The following is a 17,991-nucleotide window of genomic DNA, read 5'->3' as shown; positions in this document are numbered from 1 at the left end:
AGTCAGCTCGCAGGAACCCGGGTTTCGTCCAAGAGCAGCTTCCTGTAGCGAGACATGGAGCCGCCACGGCCGAGCATGACCACGCCGACCAGCCTTCCATCGCGGTGGTAGCCCAGCACCGCTTCTTCGCTGAGGTCTCCTTCCAGGAAGCGGATGTCACCGCCGCCGAGGGCCGGTGCACCGAACGACTGCAGCCGCATGTCGTACTGGTCGCTCCAGAACGAGGGAAGCGGCATGAACGGCCGGCCGTTCTCACCGAGCAGGGACCGTGCCGCATGTTTGGCGGTGTCGGTGGGCATGCTCCAGTGCTCCACCCGCCGAGGGACGTCGTCGTACCGCAGGTTGGGAAACCGCGCGACGTCGCCGACGGCGACCACATCAGGACGCCCCTCGACCCGCAGTGCGCCGTCACACAGCACGCCGTCCGACAGGTCGAGCCCGTTGCCCTCCAGCCACTCGACGCAGGGCACCGACCCGACCGCTTCGACGACCACGTCGGCGTGGACCATCGTTCCGTCAGACAGCTCCAGTCCGTTCCCGGTGAAGCAGGCGACCGTACGGCCGAGCAAAAACCGCACGCCGCGCTGCTGCTGGTGGCGTCGGCGCAGCTCGGCTCCGAACTCCGCGCCGAGTGGCCGGAGCATGGGCTCGTTCTCCGGCGCCACCATGGTGACGTCCGCGCCGAGGGTGCGGGCGGTCGCGGCGACCTCGCATCCGATGAAGCCCGCGCCGACCACGGCCACCCGTACCCCGGGCTCAAGGCACGCGCGCAGAGCGGCCGCGTCGTCCAGCGTCCTGACGACGTGCCGCGACGGACCCGACCCCGGGGCGTCCAACCGCCGGGGCCGCAGTCCTGTGGCGATCACCAGGCCGTCGTAGGACATCTCCGTCCCGTCAGCCAGGCGTACGACGCGCGCGGTGAGATCGGCTTCGGTGGCGGCCGTCCCGAGGCGCCAGTCGGTATCGGCGACGCTCGCCCGCATCCGGAACGCCACCCGGTCGAGGGACACCTCGGCGGCGAGGACCTCCTTGGACAGAGGCGGCCGGTTGTAGGGCGGGTGCGGCTCGTCGCCCACGACCACCAGCTCACCGGTATGGCCGGCGGCCCGCAACTGCTCGGCCGCCCGGAGGCCGCCGAGGGACGCACCGACCACAACGATCCGGCGCACCGCTAGTCCTCGACGGCGATGGCTTGGAGGGGGCAGACGTCAACTGCTTCCTCAACAGCCTCGCGCAAGGCGTCATCGGGTGCGCTGTCGAATTCCAGCCGGCCCGCCTCGTCGAGGCTGAAGACCTCAGGCGCGGAGAACACACACTGCCCGTGGTCCTGGCATTTGTCCATGTCGACGATGACCTTCACGTCTCTACCTCCTCGGGGAACGGATGCCGCGGAACTCCCAGTCACCGCCGAAGGCGGTGGAGATGACCTCTTCGGACTCGGTGGGCTGCGCACCGCAGTCGTCGCGGACCGGGACGGGACCGGCCACGATGTGGTTGCGCAGCCGGCCCAGGCCCTCGGCTTCGACCTCGACCACGTCTCCCGGCTGCACGGGACGCGAGTTGGCCGGAGTGCCCGACAGCAGCACGTCCCCCGGGTAGAGGGTGATGGTGCGGGCGATGTCGGCGACGAGGTAGTGCATGTCCCACTCCATCTCGTCGGTGCCGCCGTCCTGGACAAGTTCGCCGTTGACGTAGGTGCGCAGGTACTTGCCGCGGAAGTCCCAGTCGGTGACCAGGCCGGGGCCCAGCGGGCACAGCGTGTCCGAGCCCTTGACCCGCAACATCGACCCGGCGTCGGTGTCGCGGAAGTCGTGCAGGCCGTAGTCGTTCGCCACCGTGTATCCGGCGATGTACGCGCCGGCTTCCTTGGGGGAGACGTTGCGGCAGGTCCGGCCGATGACGATCGCGATCTCGCCCTCGTAGTTGAGGTACTTGCACCGTTCCGGACGGACGACCGCGCCGCCGTGGGCGTTCAGAGCGGAGATCGGCTTGTGGAAGAACGTCGGCGCGGCGGGCAGCCGTGCCTGGAACTCCTCCACGCGGCTGCGGTGGTTGAGATGCACCGCGACCACCTTGGTCGGCCTGCACGGCGGCAGGTGCACGGCCTCCTCGGCTCGCACCCGGCGGCCATCGGCGGCGACCAGATCGTCACCCTCGCGGACGACCTGGACGTCTGCTCCGTCCAGCAGGATCCTGCGGTACTCGGGCATCAGGCGGTCCATCCGTGCTCGGGCCGGTCGAACCAGACATGCACCTGGCCGGTTCCGACGGAGTTCTCGTACTTGCTGTACAGGCGGCCGGGAGCGGTGCAGGCGCCCTCACCCAGAGCGCCGATCATCATCAGGTAGTGGCCGAACCGGGCCTCCGGCTTGAAGCGCAGGAACTCCGGCATCGTTTCCAGGACGCGGGCGTGGTCGCCGCGCGTCAGCCAGGCGATGCGTTCCTCGTCAGCGGCCCGGGCCTCGGGGGTGAAGATGTGCGACGGATCGGCCGCCTCGTGGTCGCGGATCTGGCGCAGCGGCCAGAAGGTGTGCGACAGCGCACCAGAGGCGATGAGGAGGACCCGCCGGTCGGTGGCCGCGATCGCATCCCCCAGCGCCCTGCCGAGGCGCAGGAAGTCCTCGGTGTCGGCGGTCTGGCACACGCCGATCGACATCCAGCGCTTGCCGTCCAGATCGAGGTACGGGTTGTCGCGCACACCGAGGAAGGTCCACAGGTTGACGGTGGCGTAGTAGATCGGCAGGTAGGGGTCGTCGATCGGCGTGATCCACGTCCCGTGCCTGTCGGCGTAGCGCGCGACGGCACGGGCCAGCTCGGGGTCGCCCGGGAAGTCGTAGGGCATCCGGCACATGCCCCGCGGCAGTTCCTCGGAGGTGTACAGCCCGGCGCGCCGGTCATGGGCGGTGGTCACGAACTCGACCGTGGTGGCCCAGTGCGAGTCGAGGACGACGACGGTGTCGTAGTCGTCCACCCGGTCGAACACGTCGGCCCTCAGCCGCTGCAGGCCGTCGACCAAGGTGGAGTCCTCGCCGCGATTGAGCTCCCGGCGGGTGACCTCGGGCAAGACGATCGTGGGAACGTGGGCCAGGAGCCCGGCGCCGACTACTTCTCCCATGGGGCCACCACCGTGTTCTTCACGTCGCAGTAGAAGTCGAAGCTCCAGTCGCCACCCTCGCGGCCGACGCCGGACTGCCGGGACCCGCCGAACGGCGCCCGCAGGTCGCGTACGAAGAAGCAGTTGACCCAGACCGTTCCGGCGACCAGCTGCTCGGTGACGCGGGCGGCGCGCTCGGGGTCCCCGGTGGCGAGGGTGGCGGCGAGACCGAACCGGGTGCCGTTGGCCATCGCGACGGCCTGCTCCTCGGTGTCGAAGGTCTGCAGGGTCAGGACGGGACCGAAGACCTCCTCGCTGAGGATCTCGCTGCCTTCGGGGGCTCCGGTGAAGAGCGTGGGCCGGTAGTACAGGCCGCCGAGGTCGGTGTTGGGCCCGCCGCCGATCAGCGCCCGGGCCCCGTCCGCCTTGGCACGTCGCACGAGTCCATCGACGCGTTCGAAGTGCTTGCGGTGGATCTGCGGTCCGATGTCGGTGCTCAGGTCGCGGGGATCGCCCTGAACGAGGCGTTCTGTCCGGGCGAGGAAGTGCTCGGTGAACTCGCCGGCGATCGACGCCTCCACCAGCAGCCGCGTCGCGGCCAGGCAGACCTGCCCGGCGTTGTCGTACTGCTCCACGGCCAGGTCGACGGCGAGGTCCAGGTCGGCGTCCGCGAACACCAGCAGCGGGGACTTGCCGCCGAGTTCCAGCGACAGCGGGGTCAGGTTCGGCGCCGCGGCAGCGGCGATGTTGCGCGCCGTCGGCACCGAGCCGGTGAAGCTGATCCGCCGCACGTCCGGATGCGCGACCAGGGCCGCGCCGGCCTCCGTACCGAGCCCCTGAACAACGTTGAGCACACCGTCGGGCAACCCGGCCTCGGCTGCGATGCCGGCCAGCAGCGAGGCGGTCAGCGGGGACCATTCGGCGGGCTTGAGCACCACGGTGTCCCCGGCGGCCAGCGCGGGGGCGACCTTCCAGGTGGCGAGCATGAGCGGCGCGTTCCACGGGGTGATCAGCGCGCAGACCCCGGCGGGATCCCAGCTGACGTGGTTACGGTGGCCGCGGGTCTCGAAGTCGTCATGCCCCAGCCGCAGCAGCCAGTCGGCGAAGAAACGGAAGTTGTGCGCCACGCGCGGTATCACTCCGCGCCTGTGGGATCGGATCAGCGCTCCGTTGTCGGCCGTCTCGACCTGCGCGAGCTCCTCGACGCGCTTGTCGACACCGTCGGCGATTGCGTGCAGCAGCCGCGCCCGTTCCTCCCGGCTCGTGCGCGCCCAGGCGGGGAATGCCCTGGTGGCTGCGGTCACGGCGGCCTCCACCTCCGCTGCCCCGCCGCGTGCGATCTCGGCGATCGGCTGCTCGTCGATGGGGGAGACATCGGTGAACTCGGCGGCCGAGCCGACCCGTTCACCGCCGATCCAGTGGCCGGTGTCGACGGTGACGCCCGCGACCTCTGCCATAGCGGCACCTCCGGTTTGTTTGGTCCCAAATAAACTAGGAGGGCTGGACGGTCCGGGTCAACAGTCCCGACGGGCCCTCGTCCGGTATTGTTTGGGCTCAAATGAACTCTACCGGATGGAGAGGCCGTGACCGACATCCTGGACGAGGGCCGGCGCGAGCGGGCCGCCCGGCTCACACCGCACACCGGCCACCACATCGGCGGTGCCTTCGTGCCGAGCCGTGACGGCGCCACGTCGCCGGTCGTCTCTCCCCGGGACGGCCGTACGATCGCCGACGTGGCCGCCGCCGGAACCGCGGACGTCGACCGGGCGGTGGCAGCGGCGCGGCAGGCCTTCGACGAAGGGCCGTGGCCCCGGCTCGCCCCCGCCGAACGCAAGTCCGCCCTCCTCCGCCTGGCGGACCTCGTCGAGCGTGACCGCGAGACGCTCGCCCTGCTGATCTCGCTGGAGATGGGCAAGCCGATCTCCGAGGCGGACGGCATCGAACTGCGCGCGGTCATCGGCTGCCTGCGCTGGTACGCCGAGGTCGCCGACAAGCTCGTCGACGAGTCACCCCGGACGGACGCCGGCTCGCTGGCCCTGGTCACCCGCGAGCCGGTCGGGGTGGTCGCCGCGGTCGTCCCGTGGAACTTCCCCCTCACGATGGCGGCCTGGAAGCTCGCCCCGGCGCTGGCCGCCGGGTGCACGGTCGTCCTGAAGCCCGCCGAGGAGTCCCCGTTGTCGGCGTTGCATCTGGCCGCGCTGGCCGCCGAGGCCGGACTGCCGGACGGGGTGCTCAACGTCGTCAACGGCCGCGGCGAGATCGCCGGGCGGGCACTCGGTGAGCATCCGGGTGTCGACGCGCTGACCTTCACCGGCTCCACCGAGGTCGGCCGCCATTTCCTGCGCTACGCCGCCGCCTCCAACCTCAAGCGGGTCTGGCTGGAGCTGGGCGGCAAGTCGCCCAACATCATCCTGCCGGACGCGCCCGACCTCGACGCCGCCGCCGACACCGCCGCCTGGGGCATCTTCTTCAACGCCGGCGAGATGTGCACGGCCCCGTCCCGGCTGCTCGTCCACCGTTCCGTGGCCGGCCGGGTGCTGGACCGGATCGTCGCCCGCGCCGAGAAGCTCACGGTCGGCGACCCGCTCGACCCGGCCACCATGATGGGCCCGCTGGTCTCGGCCGGCCAGCGCGACCGCGTCCTGTCGTACGTGCAATCCGGCAACGCCGAAGGTGCCCGGTTGCGCACCGGAGGCTCCCCGGTCGAAGGGGCCGGGTACTACATGCGCCCGACCGTCTTCGACCAGGTGGAGCCCGGGATGCGGATCGCCAGGGAGGAGATCTTCGGGCCCGTGTTGTCAGTGCTGGAGTTCGACGACCTCGACGAGGCCGTACGGCTTGCCAATGACACCGACTACGGCCTGGCCGCCGCCGTCTGGACCTCCGACCTGTCGACCGCCCACACGGTCTCACGCGCGCTCCGGGCCGGCACGGTCTGGGTCAACTGCTACGAGGAAGGCGACATGAGCGTCCCGTTCGGCGGTGTCAAGCAGTCGGGCCACGGCCGGGACAAGTCGCTGCACGCCCTCGACAAGTACCTCGACCTCAAGACCACCTGGATCGCGCTGTGAGCGTCCGCCCGCTGATCGCGCTCCCGGCTCGCTTCTCCGCCGGCGCCTCGGCGCTGCGGTACGCCGCCGAGGTCGCCGCGCGCACACTGGTCGAGGCGGTCTGGCGGGGCGGCGGCGAACCGTTCATCATGCACCCGGCCGACCCCGAGCGGGTCGCCGAACGTCTGGCTCGCTGCGACGGAGTGCTGCTGCCGGGAGGCGGCGACCTGCACCCCCGCCACTACGGCGCCGCAGGCGAGCACGAGGCCCTGTACGACGTGGACGAGGAGCAGGACGCCTTCGACCTGGCCGTCGCCGGGCACGCCCTCGTCGCCGGACTGCCGATGCTGGCGATCTGCCGGGGCCTTCAGATCGTGAACGTCGTCCTTGGCGGAACGTTGCGGCAGCACATGGAGAACGGCCACCGCCATGTCGTCCACCGAGTCGCCGCCAAGCCCGGCTCGTTGCTGGCCAAGACGGCTGGCGCGTACGAGCTGACCTCGTCCTGCTACCACCACCAGGACATCGAGAAGCTCGCCGATGACCTGGCCGTCACCGCGCGAGCAGCCGACGGAACGATCGAGGCCGCGGAACTCCCCGATGCGACCGGCTGGTTCCTCGGCGTCCAGTGGCACCCGGAGGACACGGCTGCGAACGACCCGGCCCAGCAGGCCCTCTTCAACGCTCTCGTACGGGCGTCCGCCCGCGCGGACGCCCGTTCACACGAGCTCGGCGTGGCGTAGGAATGCGTCCATCAGATCGTGCGCGCGGCGTTCGGCGGCTGGCGCCATCGCCCGCGTACGGTCGAGCACCACGTCCGGGTCGAGTCCCAGCCGCCGCATGTCCCTGTCGCCGTCGTACGACAACCAGAGTTCCAGCTCGCGCACGGTGATCTCGGGGTGGAACTGGACGCCGAGGCTGCGCCCGATCCGGAAGGCCTGCGGGCCGACCTCGTTGCGAGCGACCTCGATGGCGCCCGGAGGCATGACCCAGCGGTCGAAGTGGTACTGGAACCACGGCCCCGGCCCGACGAGCGTGGGTTCATCGGTCTCGACGTCCACCCACCCGATCTCGGGACGCGGCGCGCGCTCGACCCTGCCGCCCAGAGCCACCGCCAGGGCCTGGCCTCCGAAGCAGATGCCCAGGACCGGCACTCCGATGGCATGCGCCTTGCGCAGCAGAGCCAGTTCCCCGGTGATCCAGGCGCCGATCGCCGCCTCGTCGTCGACCGACCACGGCGCACCCATCGCCACGATCAGATCCCAGCCGTCCGGATCGGGGAAGTCGACCTCCACGCCGGGAGCCTGATGCCGCTCGGCCGGCACGACGACCAGTTCCGTGACATCGCACCCGTGATGGACCAGCCTGTCCCCGACCGGTCCGATCGGGGACACGGCGTCGTGCTCGATGACCAGCGCACGCATACGACCCTTCCGTTCCGCTCACCCGCAATCCATTTGCCTCCAAACGATATCTGATCGTTCAGCGGCGCACGGTCAGGGTGATCGATGCCGCTGCGGGAGCGTGCGCCTTGTTGAACGCGCGGATCCAGATCTCGTGGCGGCCCGGGGCCAGGTGCGGGGAGGCCGTCAACCGTCCGGTGGCCGGGTCGAAGCGGGTGGGCACTGGGCGGCCGTCCACCTCCAGGGTGAGCAGGGCCGGGTCGATACCGGAGAGGGCGTCGGCGATGTCGGCGGTCACGTTCACCTTGGGACCCGTGACGGTGGCTCCGTTGGCCGGTGTGAGCTTGGTGATCGATGGTGCCAGCGATATCTGCGGGTTCGGCCTGCCCGGCGCGGGGAGGTGGATGCGGGAGACCGACGGCGGGACCTTGCGGCCGTTGAGGGTGGCTTCGAAGACCAGCGGATAGTCCGTGCCTCGTTTGACCGTGTCGCTGGACGAGATGGTGACGGGCGCGCTCACCCGAGCCTTGGCGGGGATACGCAATGTGCGCTTGACCGGTTGTACGGTCCAGCCGCCGTAGGCACGGCCGGAGAGGGTCACGGTCTGCGGGGTGCTGTTGAAGTTGTAGATGTCGAGTTTCATTGGTGTGCTGGGGTCCAGCCGGTAGCCGAAGGGAGGCCGGTTTTCGCCGGTGTTCTTGTTGGGGGCGGCGTTGCGCGCGGCGAATTGCTGGCTGAGAACAATGTGTTCGGCCGTGGAGGGCTTGGCGCGGCGGGGCTCCTTGGCCGTGGGGTGGGTGCGTGTCCTGGCCGGAGCGTCGGAGGACAGATAGACAGGGTCGGACGAGGCTGTCACCTGGAGGGTGCCGCCTTGGGTGGGGGTGGTCGTGGTCTTGCGCGCGCCCATGATGTCGTAGACATCGACCTTCCGGCCGGGCGTAGGCACGTTTACCTGCGTGGGTTTGTTCGCCCACAGCACGGTGACGGTTTTGCCATGGGCGGCGAATACGTGGCCGGTCACGTTGCGCGGCAATCCTTCTAGCCGTTTGATGAAGTTCGCCTCACCCAGGATCGAGGCCATGGCGGCGTGCGCGCTGTAGGACGGCCAGGGTTGGAACCTGGGGCTGAGCAGCCCCCAATAGACGCTCTCCTCCTCCTCTTCTTTGAGGGACCTGATCGGCTCTCCTTCGAGGGACCCGATGGGCGAGCCCGAGAACCAGAAGGTCTTCGCGGTTCCGGAGGCAAGATCCTCCACGGCCGACCGGACCAGGTAGCGCGCCTGGGTGACCTGGCTCGCAGGGCTGAGGCCGTCGGGGGACGAACGGATGTACGCTCCCGCCTCGGACGTCCAGAGCGGCGTCCGGGCGCCGTACAGCCGTCGCAGCTGATGATGCTTGTTGACGTCCTCGATCGGGAATCGCGGGTTGACCGGGTCCGGGTAACCGTTGGGATAGGCATGCAGCGCCCAGTGGTCGGCGTAGCCGGCGACCTGGTTCTGCAGCATCAGGTCCTGGAAGTGGCCCGACTCGTAGATGCTCGGGAGCACTGTGAGAGGCCGGCGACCGGGCTGGTCGGAGAGGCCCAGCGAGGCCGCCTTGAGGTAGGCGGCCTGCTGGTCGCCGGTGCTGGCCGTCTCGTCCGCCTCCGGTTCATTGGACAGATGCACGGCGTCGGATCTGGTGGCGCCCGCCTTGCCAGCCAGATGCCGGGCGAACGCGTACGCGTCCCTCAGGTCGGCGGGCAGCGGCAAGGAGCTGGGTGTCGTGGCCCAGCCGGGTGGTTCGGTGATGGTCTCCAGCGACTTGAGGCCGTGGGTGTGGACCGTTCGGGTTAGACGGTCGTACGGGGTCGTCGCGTACCGGCCACGGCGGGGTACGGAAGCCGACCAGGAACCGCCGTCGCGCACGTATTCGGCTCCCATCGCCCGCATCGCCGTCAACAGGGCGTCGAGCCGCGACGACGGCACGGCCGCGGAAGCCCACACGTTCACCCCGAATCGATTGGCCGCACCGGTGACCGGTCGCTGCCGAGGCAGGTGCGCGAAGTAGCCGGTCACCGGAGTGCCGGACGTGCCGTCCAGCGACGTGGTGACCCGGAAGTTTCCGGGCGGCAGACTTGGCAGCGGTACCGTCGCCGTCGCCGCGCCGGCGGGCACCATCGCGGTTCCAGAGCCGACCTCGGCGCCGAAGTAGTCGCTGATCTCGTACCTGAGCGGCCGGGCGGCGGGGGAGCGGGCATTGAGGCGGAAGTGAAGGTCCGCCCGCTCGCCCTCGCGATAGATGCCCAGGTTGTCAGCGGGATCGGGATCGTGCGGGGCGCTGGAGAGGGATCGTCCGGGAGAGGCCAGATGTACGCCCGCCAGCGCGACGTCCGTCGGTGTCAGGGTGAAGGTGTCGAGCAGGAGGCGGTGCAGCACGGAGGTCGACACTGCGACCGGCTCGTCGACCATGAACGTGATCGTGTTGGCGCCGCGCCGTAGTTCCACGTCGTCCAGCCGGAACCGGTACAAGTGGCCCCAGGCGCGATGGGAGCCGACCCATTCCGGCTGCGACCGGACGGCCTGCGAGAACCGGGCCCCGTTGACTGACAGGTTGAAATAGGAGCCCCACGTCTCCGGCTCCTGGTCCACCGGGGAGGTCGACACGACCTCCATGCGATACGCCCCCGCGGCCGGCGCGTTCACCTTGTACGTCGCGTACCACCCTTCCCGTGTCGGCGTACGGGCGGTGGACAGTTTCAGATACGCGCCGCCCGAAGCCCTCGGGTCCGCCGCCACCGGGATATTGGTCCGGGCCGGTGACTCGCCTTGGACCGTGATTGCCTGCCCGCGTGCCGCCGAATCTGCCGTACGTCCGTCCAGCAGCAGGATCAGCACCACTCCGGCTGCGATGACAGGACGGCCCACAAGGCGCGCGGATGTCGATCGTTGAATCTCGCTCATGAGATCAAGCGCATCAAGGACCCCAGGCGCGAGACATCGGCCGGCCGGCCACCGCCCCTGGCCTCCAGGCCACCGATCATGGCCGGTCGGCGGCAAAGTTTGGCCGATCGGCCAGAGGCTCCGTGCGCCATGGCTTTCTAAGCTCGGCGCATGTCTACGATGACCGGTGCAGGTGGGCTTTCCGCGCCGCCGTACTGGATGCTGCCCGGCCAGCTGGCGTCGCTCGACGGTCACAGGCCGTTCCGCCGGACCATACGGGACTGGCTGGTGGATCTCACCTTGTTCTGTGGCGCGGCCCTGCTGTGGGCCGACGCCATGGACAGGGCGCCGTACAGCCTGCTGGAGGAGCTGCCTGGCTGGCTGTACGCGGCGAATCCATGGCTTGGTGCCGTCGCGTGCCTGGCGCTGTGGTGGCGACGGCGTTTCCCGCTTGCACTCGCTCTGCAACTGGCTCCCTTGCTCGTGGTGGCACCCAGCGCGATCGGCGCCGCGATTGTTGCGGTGCTCACGGTGGCCGTGCACCGGGACTGGCCTCTGGCGGCGCTCGCCACGGGGTTTCACCTGCTGCTGATCGTCCCCCTGGGCTTCCTCTTGCCACCAGCCGGAGAGAGCGGGGTGCAGAACGCCGCGTGGCTGGTTGCGATGTTCATCGCACCGCTCGGCTGGGGTCTGGCGGCACGCGCCAGACGCGAGCTGACCCTCAAGGCGCGCCGGGAGGTCGAACGACAGAGGCTCGAGCATGCGGCTCGGATCGCCGAAGCCCGGCGCGCCGAGCGCGAGCGGATCGCACGGGAGATGCACGACGTACTGGCCCACCGGATCTCACTGCTGACGATGCACGCCGGCGCACTGAACTACCGCACGACGCAGGCCGAGACCGGCGAGGGGCCACCGTTGAAGGCCGCCGAGGTGAAGCAGGCGGTGGAGGTCATTCACGACAACGCCTGCTTGGCCCTCGATGAGCTCGGCGAGGTGCTGACGGTGCTGCGCTTCTCCGACACAGGACGCGTGGCCGAGATCGTTGACCTGGTGGAAGAAGCCCAAGCGGCCGGACAGCAGGTCGTGTTCGAGCTCAGTGACACATTCCAAGACCAGGATGCTCCCCGCCTGCAGACGCAGCACGCCGCCTACCGGATCGTCCAAGAGGGACTGACGAACGCCCGCAAACACGCTCCGCATGCTCCGGTGAGCGTGCATGTCGGCGGAGCGCCAGGGGCCGGTCTTGAGGTCACGGTCACGAACCCGATGCCGGCCGAACCTCAGCCCGGCATCATCCCCGGCGCGCAGGCCGGTCTGGCCGGCCTGGCCGAACGAGTGGCCGTCCACGGTGGCACCCTTGAGCACGGACCATGCGACGGTGCCTTCCGGCTCTCCGCCTGGATACCGTGGCCGGCATGGCCGCCGCGCTCCCCACCCCGATCCGGGTCCTGCTCGTCGACGACGACCCGCTCGCCCGCACCGGACTGAGGCTGATGCTGGGCGGCGCCCCCGGGCTGGAGGTCGTGGGCGAGGTCGGTGATGGCGCTGGTGTGCTCGACGCCGTCGCCCGGCTCAGGCCGGACGTCGTGCTGATGGACGTGCGGATGCCCCACCTGGACGGCATCGCCGCCACCCGTGCCCTCACCGGGCAGGCGGGCGCCAAACCCAAGGTCATCGTGCTGACCACCTTCAACGGCGACGCCACGGTGGTGGAGGCACTGCGGGCCGGCGCGGCCGGATTCCTGCTCAAGCACGCCCGCCCAGAGGAGATAGTCGACGCCGTACGCCGTTCGGCCGAAGGAGAGCCCGTGCTGTCACCGGGTGTGGCCCGGACACTCATCAACCGCGTCGTCGTGGGGGATCGCACGGCAGCCGACGAGCGAGCGGGGCGGGCTCGCCGTCGCCTGGAGCCACTCTCCGAACGGGAGCGCGAAGTGGCCGCGGCTGTCGCCGAGGGCCTCTCGAACGCCGAGATCGCCGAGCGCCTGTTCATGTCCGTGGGAGCCGTCAAGCTGCATGTGTCGTCCGCCTTGGCCAAGCTGGAGCTGAACAACCGGATCCAGCTGGCCCTGCTCGCACACGACGCTGATCTGGCCTGAGAGTCTGCCCGCCGACCCGGAGCATGCTCAGAACCCGGTCCCCTCGGATCCGGCGGGCGCCGCTCAGCTTTCTCCTTAGAACTCCCAGCCGCCTTTGGTGTAGCAGTGGTCGCTGGCTGTGACGTGCTCGGGGGTGCGGCAATAGGGGAAGGACGGGCGCGGCGTTCCAACGCCCCTTTCGACGAAGATGTAGTCGATGTGCTTGGTGGCCTTGGAGCGGACGCCATCACCCGTCCAGGTCGGATAGGTACCGATCGGATCTCCGTTGGCGTCCGTGTCCATCTGCACCAGGTCGACCAGGTTGCGGTATTCCGGCGGGAGTTGGTCGGGGCCGATGTTGAAGTCGCCCGTGAGGACCAGTCTGCGTCCGGGTCCGCCTGCGGCGTTGAAGGCGCGAGCCTCCTTGTAATAGATGCTCGCCTGCTTTGGCGCCACCACCGCATCGGTCTCCAGGTGACCGGTGCAGACGGTCATGGGGCCGGCGTTCGTCTTCGCCCACAGGCACAGCGCCCATCGGCACTCGTCCTTGTCGCACTCCAAACCGGGGTTGGGCAGCTCGATGCGCTTGACCTTCTCAATGACGCCGCCCGGCGTGAACACGGCGCTGCCGTACGGTCCGCACAGGGGATGGCGGGAAGAGGCCAGCTGGAACACGCCGTCGGACTTCAGATCACGGCGCAGCTTGTAGTAGTCGGCCATGCAGAGCTCGTTGACCGAGATGAACCAGGGCCGATCCGTGGCGGCGAACCAGCGCAGCTGATTCAGCGCCCCCTCCCGGTACTTCGCACCGGCATGCGTGCCGCCTGGCGGGCCGCAGAAGAAATTGCCCTGGCAGAGGTTGTAGTGATGGATCTTCACGGTCGCCGTCGCGGCCTCGGCCTGGAAGATCCGGTCGGGAACACCGCCGTACACGGACGCGCTCAGCGTTCCGATTAGCACGACCGCCACGCCCAGCAAGGCGGCCACACGTGATCTGCCGTGCTCCCTGCGCATTGACACCTACTGCCCCACCTTCGCCGACGGCAGATTCGCATGACACTGATCTCGGTTCTATAGACCATCTCCCAGGGTGGCGGCGCAAGATACCCCGTGGGAGCGCGGCGCAAGGCGACCACCGCCGCTGACGCGGCGGTGGTCGCCTTGGTGGGCTGGATGGTTCAGCTGACGGGTCAGTCGTCGTCTCCGTCGTCGTCGTCTCCGCCGTCATCGTCGTCCGACGGGGCGCACCCGGCGGTCACTGCGACGGTCGTTCCGATGGCAGCCACCACTGCGACCGTCGAAACGGACGCGGGGATGAGCGCGGTGCTGATGGCCAGCACGGCCTTGACGAACTTCAACAACACACTGGTCATCTGGTCCTCCCCACGTCGCGCGACGCCGATGGCCGCCCGATGGAACTGTGACGTAGACGGGGTCGTGAAGCAATGGGGCGCGCTTGAAGGACACCTGGTCGTCACGTCGAGGTCACCGGCAGATCTGGCGGCCACGGCGCAATAAAAGATCACGGTCGCTCGATGCGTTTGCTGCACGGTTGAACTTTCATCGGACGTATCTGCTGGAAATTGGTCTGCTGGGGCTGTGGGGAGGCTTTCTACTGCATATTGATCGGATGAATCTCTGGACAAGGTGGTGAGGAAGCGCTTTCCTGAGGTATGGCCAGGCACCCCGTACTGCTTGCGATCGGCACCGTCCTGCTTCTGACCTCGGCCGCCACGGCACCCGCCCAGGCCGCCGGGGACCGCGCCACCACTGCGAGCGCCTCAGCGCCCGGTTGTCCCGGCGAGCCCTGGATGGACCGGCGGCTCCCCGCCGCGCAGCGGGCCGCGCATCTGCTCCCACGCATGACCCTCGACGAGAAGGCGTCGATGACCGCGTCGCTGTACGACGACCGGTACGCGCGCGAGACGCTGCCCATCGACCGGCTCTGCATCCCGGCGCTGCGGCTCAACAACGGCCCCGCCGGAGTCGGGTCGGGCGGCCCGGTGCAGCCCCAGACGACGGCCCTGCCCGCACCGCTCGGTCTCGCCGCGACCTTCGACGGCGCCATGGCGCGGGCGTACGGGGAGGTGCTCGGGCGGGAGACCCGCGACACCGGCCGCAACCTGATGGAGGGGCCGGACGTCGACATCGCCCGCGTTCCGCTGAACGGCCGCACGTTCGAGGCGTACGGCGAGGACCCCTACCTTTCCGGCCGCATCGTGACCGACGCCGTCAAGGGCATCCAGGCACAGGGCGTCATCGCCGAGCCCAAGCACTATGTCGCCAACACACAGGAGACCGACCGCAACACGATCGACGAGAGGATCGACGAACGCACGCTCCGGCAGATCTACCTGCGGCCCTACGAGATGTCGGTCAAGCAGGGCCGGGCGGGCGCGGTCATGTGCGCCAAGAACCTGGTGAACGGCGCGCACGCCTGCGAGCACAAAGACCTCCTGCAGGGCGTGCTCAAGAACGAGTGGGGCTTCGACGGCCTCGTGGTCTCCGACTTCAACTCGTGCTACGACACCGTGCGCTGCGCCGAGGGCGGGCTGGACTTCGAGCTGCCCGTCGGCAAGTACTACGGCGCGAAGCTGAAGGCCGCGGTGGAGGCCGGCCAGGTGAGCGCGGCCAACCTCGACGATCACGCGCGCCGGATCCTCACCACCATGTTCCGTTTCGGGATCTTCGACCGGCCGCAGCGCACCCGCCCCATCGACGTCGAACGGGACGGCGCGGTCGCGCGCCGGGTCGCCGAGGACGCGACCGTCCTGCTCAAGAACGACGACCGGGTCCTGCCGCTGCGCAAGGGCCGTTCGGTCGCGCTGATCGGCCCGTCCTCGCGCACCGCCATGATCGGCGGCGGGGGCAGCGTCGGCGTCGCCCCGACCTACCAGGTGAACGCGCTCGACGCGGTCAAGCGCAGGGGAGTGCGGGTCACGCACGCGCAGGGCATGCCGCCGGTGGAACTGGGCCCGCAGCCCGCGATCCCCACGTACGCACTGAAGTCGGAGGACGGCAGGCCAGGCCTGACCGCCCGCTACTACAAGAATCCGACCTGGACGGGCGAACCCGCGCTCACCCGCGTCGATCCGTGGATCGCGATCGACCCCTCGGGCGGGCCGCCGCACGTGCCGGGCTTCCCGCCCGACGGCTGGTCGATCCGCTGGACCGGAACGCTGAGCGCTCCGGCCGACGGTGACTACACCCTCCACCTCACCAACTACCGGGCCGCCTCCCTCTACCTCGACGGCGTCAAGCTGATCGAGAACGCGGGCTCGTTCCCCAGCGCCACCAAGTCGGTGACCGTGCGCCTCACCGCCGGGCAGCGGCACACGTTCCAGGTCGACTGGACCAAGCCCGCCGGGCAGGCCATGATCTCGGTGGCGTGGACGCCGCCGCCGGGCCTGGCCGACCCGCAGATCGCCGAGGCGGCACGGATCGCGCGCACCGCCGACACCGCGGTCGTCTTCGCCGCCAATAAGGACACCGAGGGCCGCGACCGCCCGGGTCTCGGCCTCCCCGGACACCAGGACCAGCTCATCGAGGCCGTCGCCCGCGCGAACCCCCGCACGGTCGTCGTCCTCAACACCGGAGGCCCGGTGCTCATGCCGTGGGCCGGCAAGGTCGCCGCCATCGTCCAGGCCTGGTACCCCGGCCAGGAACACGGCAACGCCGCCGCGTCGGTGCTCCTGGGCGAACGTGACCCGTCCGGACGGCTGCCGATCACCTTCCCGAAGAGCCTGGCCGACACCCCGGCGAACACACCCGCGCAGTATCCGGGCGTGAACGGAGTCGCCCTCTTCTCCGAGGGCCTGCGGGTCGGCTACCGGCACTTCGACGCCAAGAGCATCGAGCCGCTGTTCCCGTTCGGCCACGGCCTCTCCTACACCACGTTCCGCCTCTCACGGCTCAACGTGCGCGGTGACCGGGTGAGCGTGGACGTCGCCAACACCGGCCACCGGCGCGGCAGCCAGGTCGTCCAGGTATATGTCGGCGGCGCCGACGGACATGACGCGGCGGCCCCGCCACGGCGGCTGGCAGGATTCGCCAAGATCTCGCTGGCCCCCGGCGAACGCCGCCGCGTGACCGCGATGCTCGACGAGCGCTCCTTCGCCCATTGGGATGCGGGCGCGCACGCCTGGGTCGTCCCGTCCGGCACGTACACCGTCTCGGCGGGCACCTCCTCCCGCGACCTGCCGCTCACTGTGAAGGTTCAACGATGAAACGTGTAATCGCCGCGACCGCCGCTGCCCCCCTCGCCGTATTCCTCCTCGCCACAGCGCAGCCGACCACGACCGCCTCCGCCGCGCCGTCCTCACCCGGGGCGCAGGCCGCCCCTTCTGCCGCCGCCCCCTTCGCCCACCCCGGGGTCCTGGTCAGCCGGGGCCAGCTCGACGTCATGCGCCAGCGCGCGCTGGCCGGGACGCAGCCGCAGAAAGCCGCCTATGACGCCATGCGCGCGAGCTCGTACGCGGCGCTCTCGTGGACGCCGAAGCCGAGGGCCGTCGTCGAATGCGGCCCCTCGTCCAATCCCAACCGCGGATGCACGGACGAACGGGGGGACGGCATTGCCGCGTACACCCATGCGCTGATCTGGTACGTCACCCGCGACGACCGGTACGCGCAGAAGGCCATCCAGATCATGGACGCCTGGTCCGCGGTGCTGACCGACCACACCGGGCACAACGCGCCGTTGCAGACGGGCTGGGCGGGTGCCTCGTTCGCCCGCGCCGGCGAGCTCATCAAGCACACCTACACCGGCGGCTGGGCGCAGGCAGGCCGTTTCGCCACCATGCTCCGGACCGTCTACCTGCCCGAGGTGGTCAACGGCCGCGGCTGCACGAACGGCAACTGGGAGCTCATCATGATGGACGCCGCGACCGGGATCGCGGTGTTCCTCGACGACAGGACCTCGTTCGACAAGGCGGTCGGGATCTGGCGCGGCCGCGTCCCGGCGTACGTCTACCAGACCTCGGACGGCGCGATGCCGAAGGCGCCGCCGAACTGCCCGAAGACCGGCTCCGCGCTCATCTCCTACTGGCAGGGGCAGCCGACGTTCGCCGACGGGCTCGCCCAGGAGACCTGCCGCGACTTCGGCCACACCGGGTGGGGTCTCGAAGCCGCCGCGCACGTCGCCGAGACCGCCCATCACCAGGGCCTGAACCTCTACGGCGAGGTGCAGAAGCGCCTGACCGACGGCTTCTACTTCCACACCAAGTACGAGACGGGCACGGCCGTGCCGTCCTGGCTGTGCGGCGGTTCGGTCAAGCTCGGTCTCGGGCCGACCACCGAGGTCGTCTTCAACCACTACCGGAACCGAGCCGGGGCTGAGATGCCGACCACCCAGCGCTACACCGAGAGCAAACGACCAGCAGGTGCCAACTACTTCCTGGCCTGGGAAACCCTCACTCACGCAAACAACCCCTGACAGCAGGAGGCCACC

Annotated in this window: 15 protein-coding genes; 6 read left to right on the top strand and 9 right to left on the bottom strand. The window is 69.7% G+C overall.

Going from position 1 to position 17,991, the window contains the following annotated elements:
* Nucleotides 1-2 precede the first annotated feature (2 nt).
* Genes ACH34W_RS42470 through ACH34W_RS42450 form a run of 5 tightly spaced genes read right to left on the bottom strand, consistent with a single transcriptional unit; the run spans nucleotide 3 to nucleotide 4,551 of the window.
* Entirely contained in the window at nucleotides 3-1,169 is a 1,167-nt protein-coding gene (locus ACH34W_RS42470) for an NAD(P)/FAD-dependent oxidoreductase (protein ID WP_395966885.1), read from the bottom strand.
* 2 nt (nucleotides 1,170-1,171) lie between these two features.
* Complete coding sequence (locus tag ACH34W_RS42465) at nucleotides 1,172-1,360, bottom strand: ferredoxin (RefSeq protein WP_395966884.1); 189 nt, start codon at nucleotides 1,358-1,360, stop codon at nucleotides 1,172-1,174.
* Between the two features lie 4 nt (nucleotides 1,361-1,364).
* Nucleotides 1,365-2,210, bottom strand: coding sequence for a fumarylacetoacetate hydrolase family protein (locus tag ACH34W_RS42460; protein ID WP_395966883.1), 846 nt, complete (start codon nucleotides 2,208-2,210; stop codon nucleotides 1,365-1,367).
* Nucleotides 2,210-3,115, bottom strand: a complete 906-nt coding sequence (locus ACH34W_RS42455; protein WP_395966882.1) for a 3,4-dihydroxyphenylacetate 2,3-dioxygenase — start codon at nucleotides 3,113-3,115, stop codon at nucleotides 2,210-2,212. The genes ACH34W_RS42460 and ACH34W_RS42455 overlap by 1 nt, the downstream gene beginning before the upstream one ends.
* The gene (locus ACH34W_RS42450; protein ID WP_395966881.1) at nucleotides 3,103-4,551 is read right to left on the bottom strand and encodes an aldehyde dehydrogenase; all 1,449 of its coding nucleotides are present in this window, start codon (nucleotides 4,549-4,551) and stop codon (nucleotides 3,103-3,105) included. Before ACH34W_RS42450 ends, ACH34W_RS42455 begins: the two co-directional genes overlap by 13 nt.
* 126 nt (nucleotides 4,552-4,677) lie before the next feature.
* On the opposite strand from ACH34W_RS42450, the gene ACH34W_RS42445 reads away from it, so the two are divergent.
* Together ACH34W_RS42445 and ACH34W_RS42440 are read left to right on the top strand one after the other, a co-directional pair.
* Nucleotides 4,678-6,165, top strand: a complete 1,488-nt coding sequence (locus ACH34W_RS42445) for an aldehyde dehydrogenase family protein (protein ID WP_395966880.1) — start codon at nucleotides 4,678-4,680, stop codon at nucleotides 6,163-6,165.
* Nucleotides 6,162-6,887, top strand: coding sequence for a gamma-glutamyl-gamma-aminobutyrate hydrolase family protein (locus tag ACH34W_RS42440; RefSeq protein WP_395966879.1), 726 nt, complete (start codon nucleotides 6,162-6,164; stop codon nucleotides 6,885-6,887). The genes ACH34W_RS42445 and ACH34W_RS42440 overlap by 4 nt, the downstream gene beginning before the upstream one ends.
* Here the strand turns inward: ACH34W_RS42440 and ACH34W_RS42435 are convergent.
* The gene (locus ACH34W_RS42435; RefSeq protein WP_395966878.1) at nucleotides 6,864-7,568 is read right to left on the bottom strand and encodes a type 1 glutamine amidotransferase; all 705 of its coding nucleotides are present in this window, start codon (nucleotides 7,566-7,568) and stop codon (nucleotides 6,864-6,866) included. The two genes, ACH34W_RS42440 and ACH34W_RS42435, sit on opposite strands and share 24 nt — an antisense overlap.
* Nucleotides 7,569-7,626: 58 nt before the next feature.
* On the bottom strand, nucleotides 7,627-10,488 hold the full coding sequence (locus ACH34W_RS42430) for a hypothetical protein (RefSeq protein WP_395966877.1): 2,862 nt from the start codon (nucleotides 10,486-10,488) through the stop codon (nucleotides 7,627-7,629).
* A gap of 150 nt (nucleotides 10,489-10,638) precedes the next feature.
* Between ACH34W_RS42430 and ACH34W_RS42425 the strand changes: the two genes are divergently transcribed.
* Nucleotides 10,639-11,955 (top strand): sensor histidine kinase, encoded by a 1,317-nt coding sequence (locus ACH34W_RS42425; RefSeq protein ID WP_395966876.1) that lies wholly within the window; start codon nucleotides 10,639-10,641, stop codon nucleotides 11,953-11,955.
* Nucleotides 11,883-12,566 (top strand): response regulator, encoded by a 684-nt coding sequence (locus ACH34W_RS42420; protein ID WP_395966875.1) that lies wholly within the window; start codon nucleotides 11,883-11,885, stop codon nucleotides 12,564-12,566. The genes ACH34W_RS42425 and ACH34W_RS42420 overlap by 73 nt, the downstream gene beginning before the upstream one ends.
* A 75-nt stretch (nucleotides 12,567-12,641) precedes the next feature.
* Here ACH34W_RS42420 and ACH34W_RS42415 read toward each other — a convergent pair whose 3' ends face one another.
* Nucleotides 12,642-13,559 carry an endonuclease/exonuclease/phosphatase family protein gene (locus ACH34W_RS42415; RefSeq protein ID WP_395966913.1) on the bottom strand — a complete coding sequence of 306 codons (918 nt, stop codon included), beginning with the start codon at nucleotides 13,557-13,559 and terminating at the stop codon, nucleotides 12,642-12,644.
* Nucleotides 13,560-13,735: 176 nt separating this feature from the next.
* The gene (locus ACH34W_RS42410) at nucleotides 13,736-13,918 is read right to left on the bottom strand and encodes a hypothetical protein (RefSeq protein ID WP_395966874.1); all 183 of its coding nucleotides are present in this window, start codon (nucleotides 13,916-13,918) and stop codon (nucleotides 13,736-13,738) included.
* A 300-nt stretch (nucleotides 13,919-14,218) separates the two neighbouring features.
* On the opposite strand from ACH34W_RS42410, the gene ACH34W_RS42405 reads away from it, so the two are divergent.
* Nucleotides 14,219-16,771: a beta-glucosidase H gene (locus ACH34W_RS42405; protein WP_395966873.1), complete on the top strand. Its 2,553-nt coding sequence runs from the start codon at nucleotides 14,219-14,221 to the stop codon at nucleotides 16,769-16,771.
* Entirely contained in the window at nucleotides 16,768-17,976 is a 1,209-nt protein-coding gene (locus ACH34W_RS42400) for an alginate lyase family protein (protein WP_395966872.1), read from the top strand. Before ACH34W_RS42405 ends, ACH34W_RS42400 begins: the two co-directional genes overlap by 4 nt.
* Nucleotides 17,977-17,991 lie beyond the last annotated feature (15 nt).

The organism is Actinomadura sp. 6N118, assembly GCF_044326415.1.
Classification (GTDB): domain Bacteria; phylum Actinomycetota; class Actinomycetes; order Streptosporangiales; family Streptosporangiaceae; genus Spirillospora.
The sequence above is the reverse complement of the archived record's forward strand: the minus strand, read 5'-3'. Positions and strand labels throughout refer to the sequence as shown.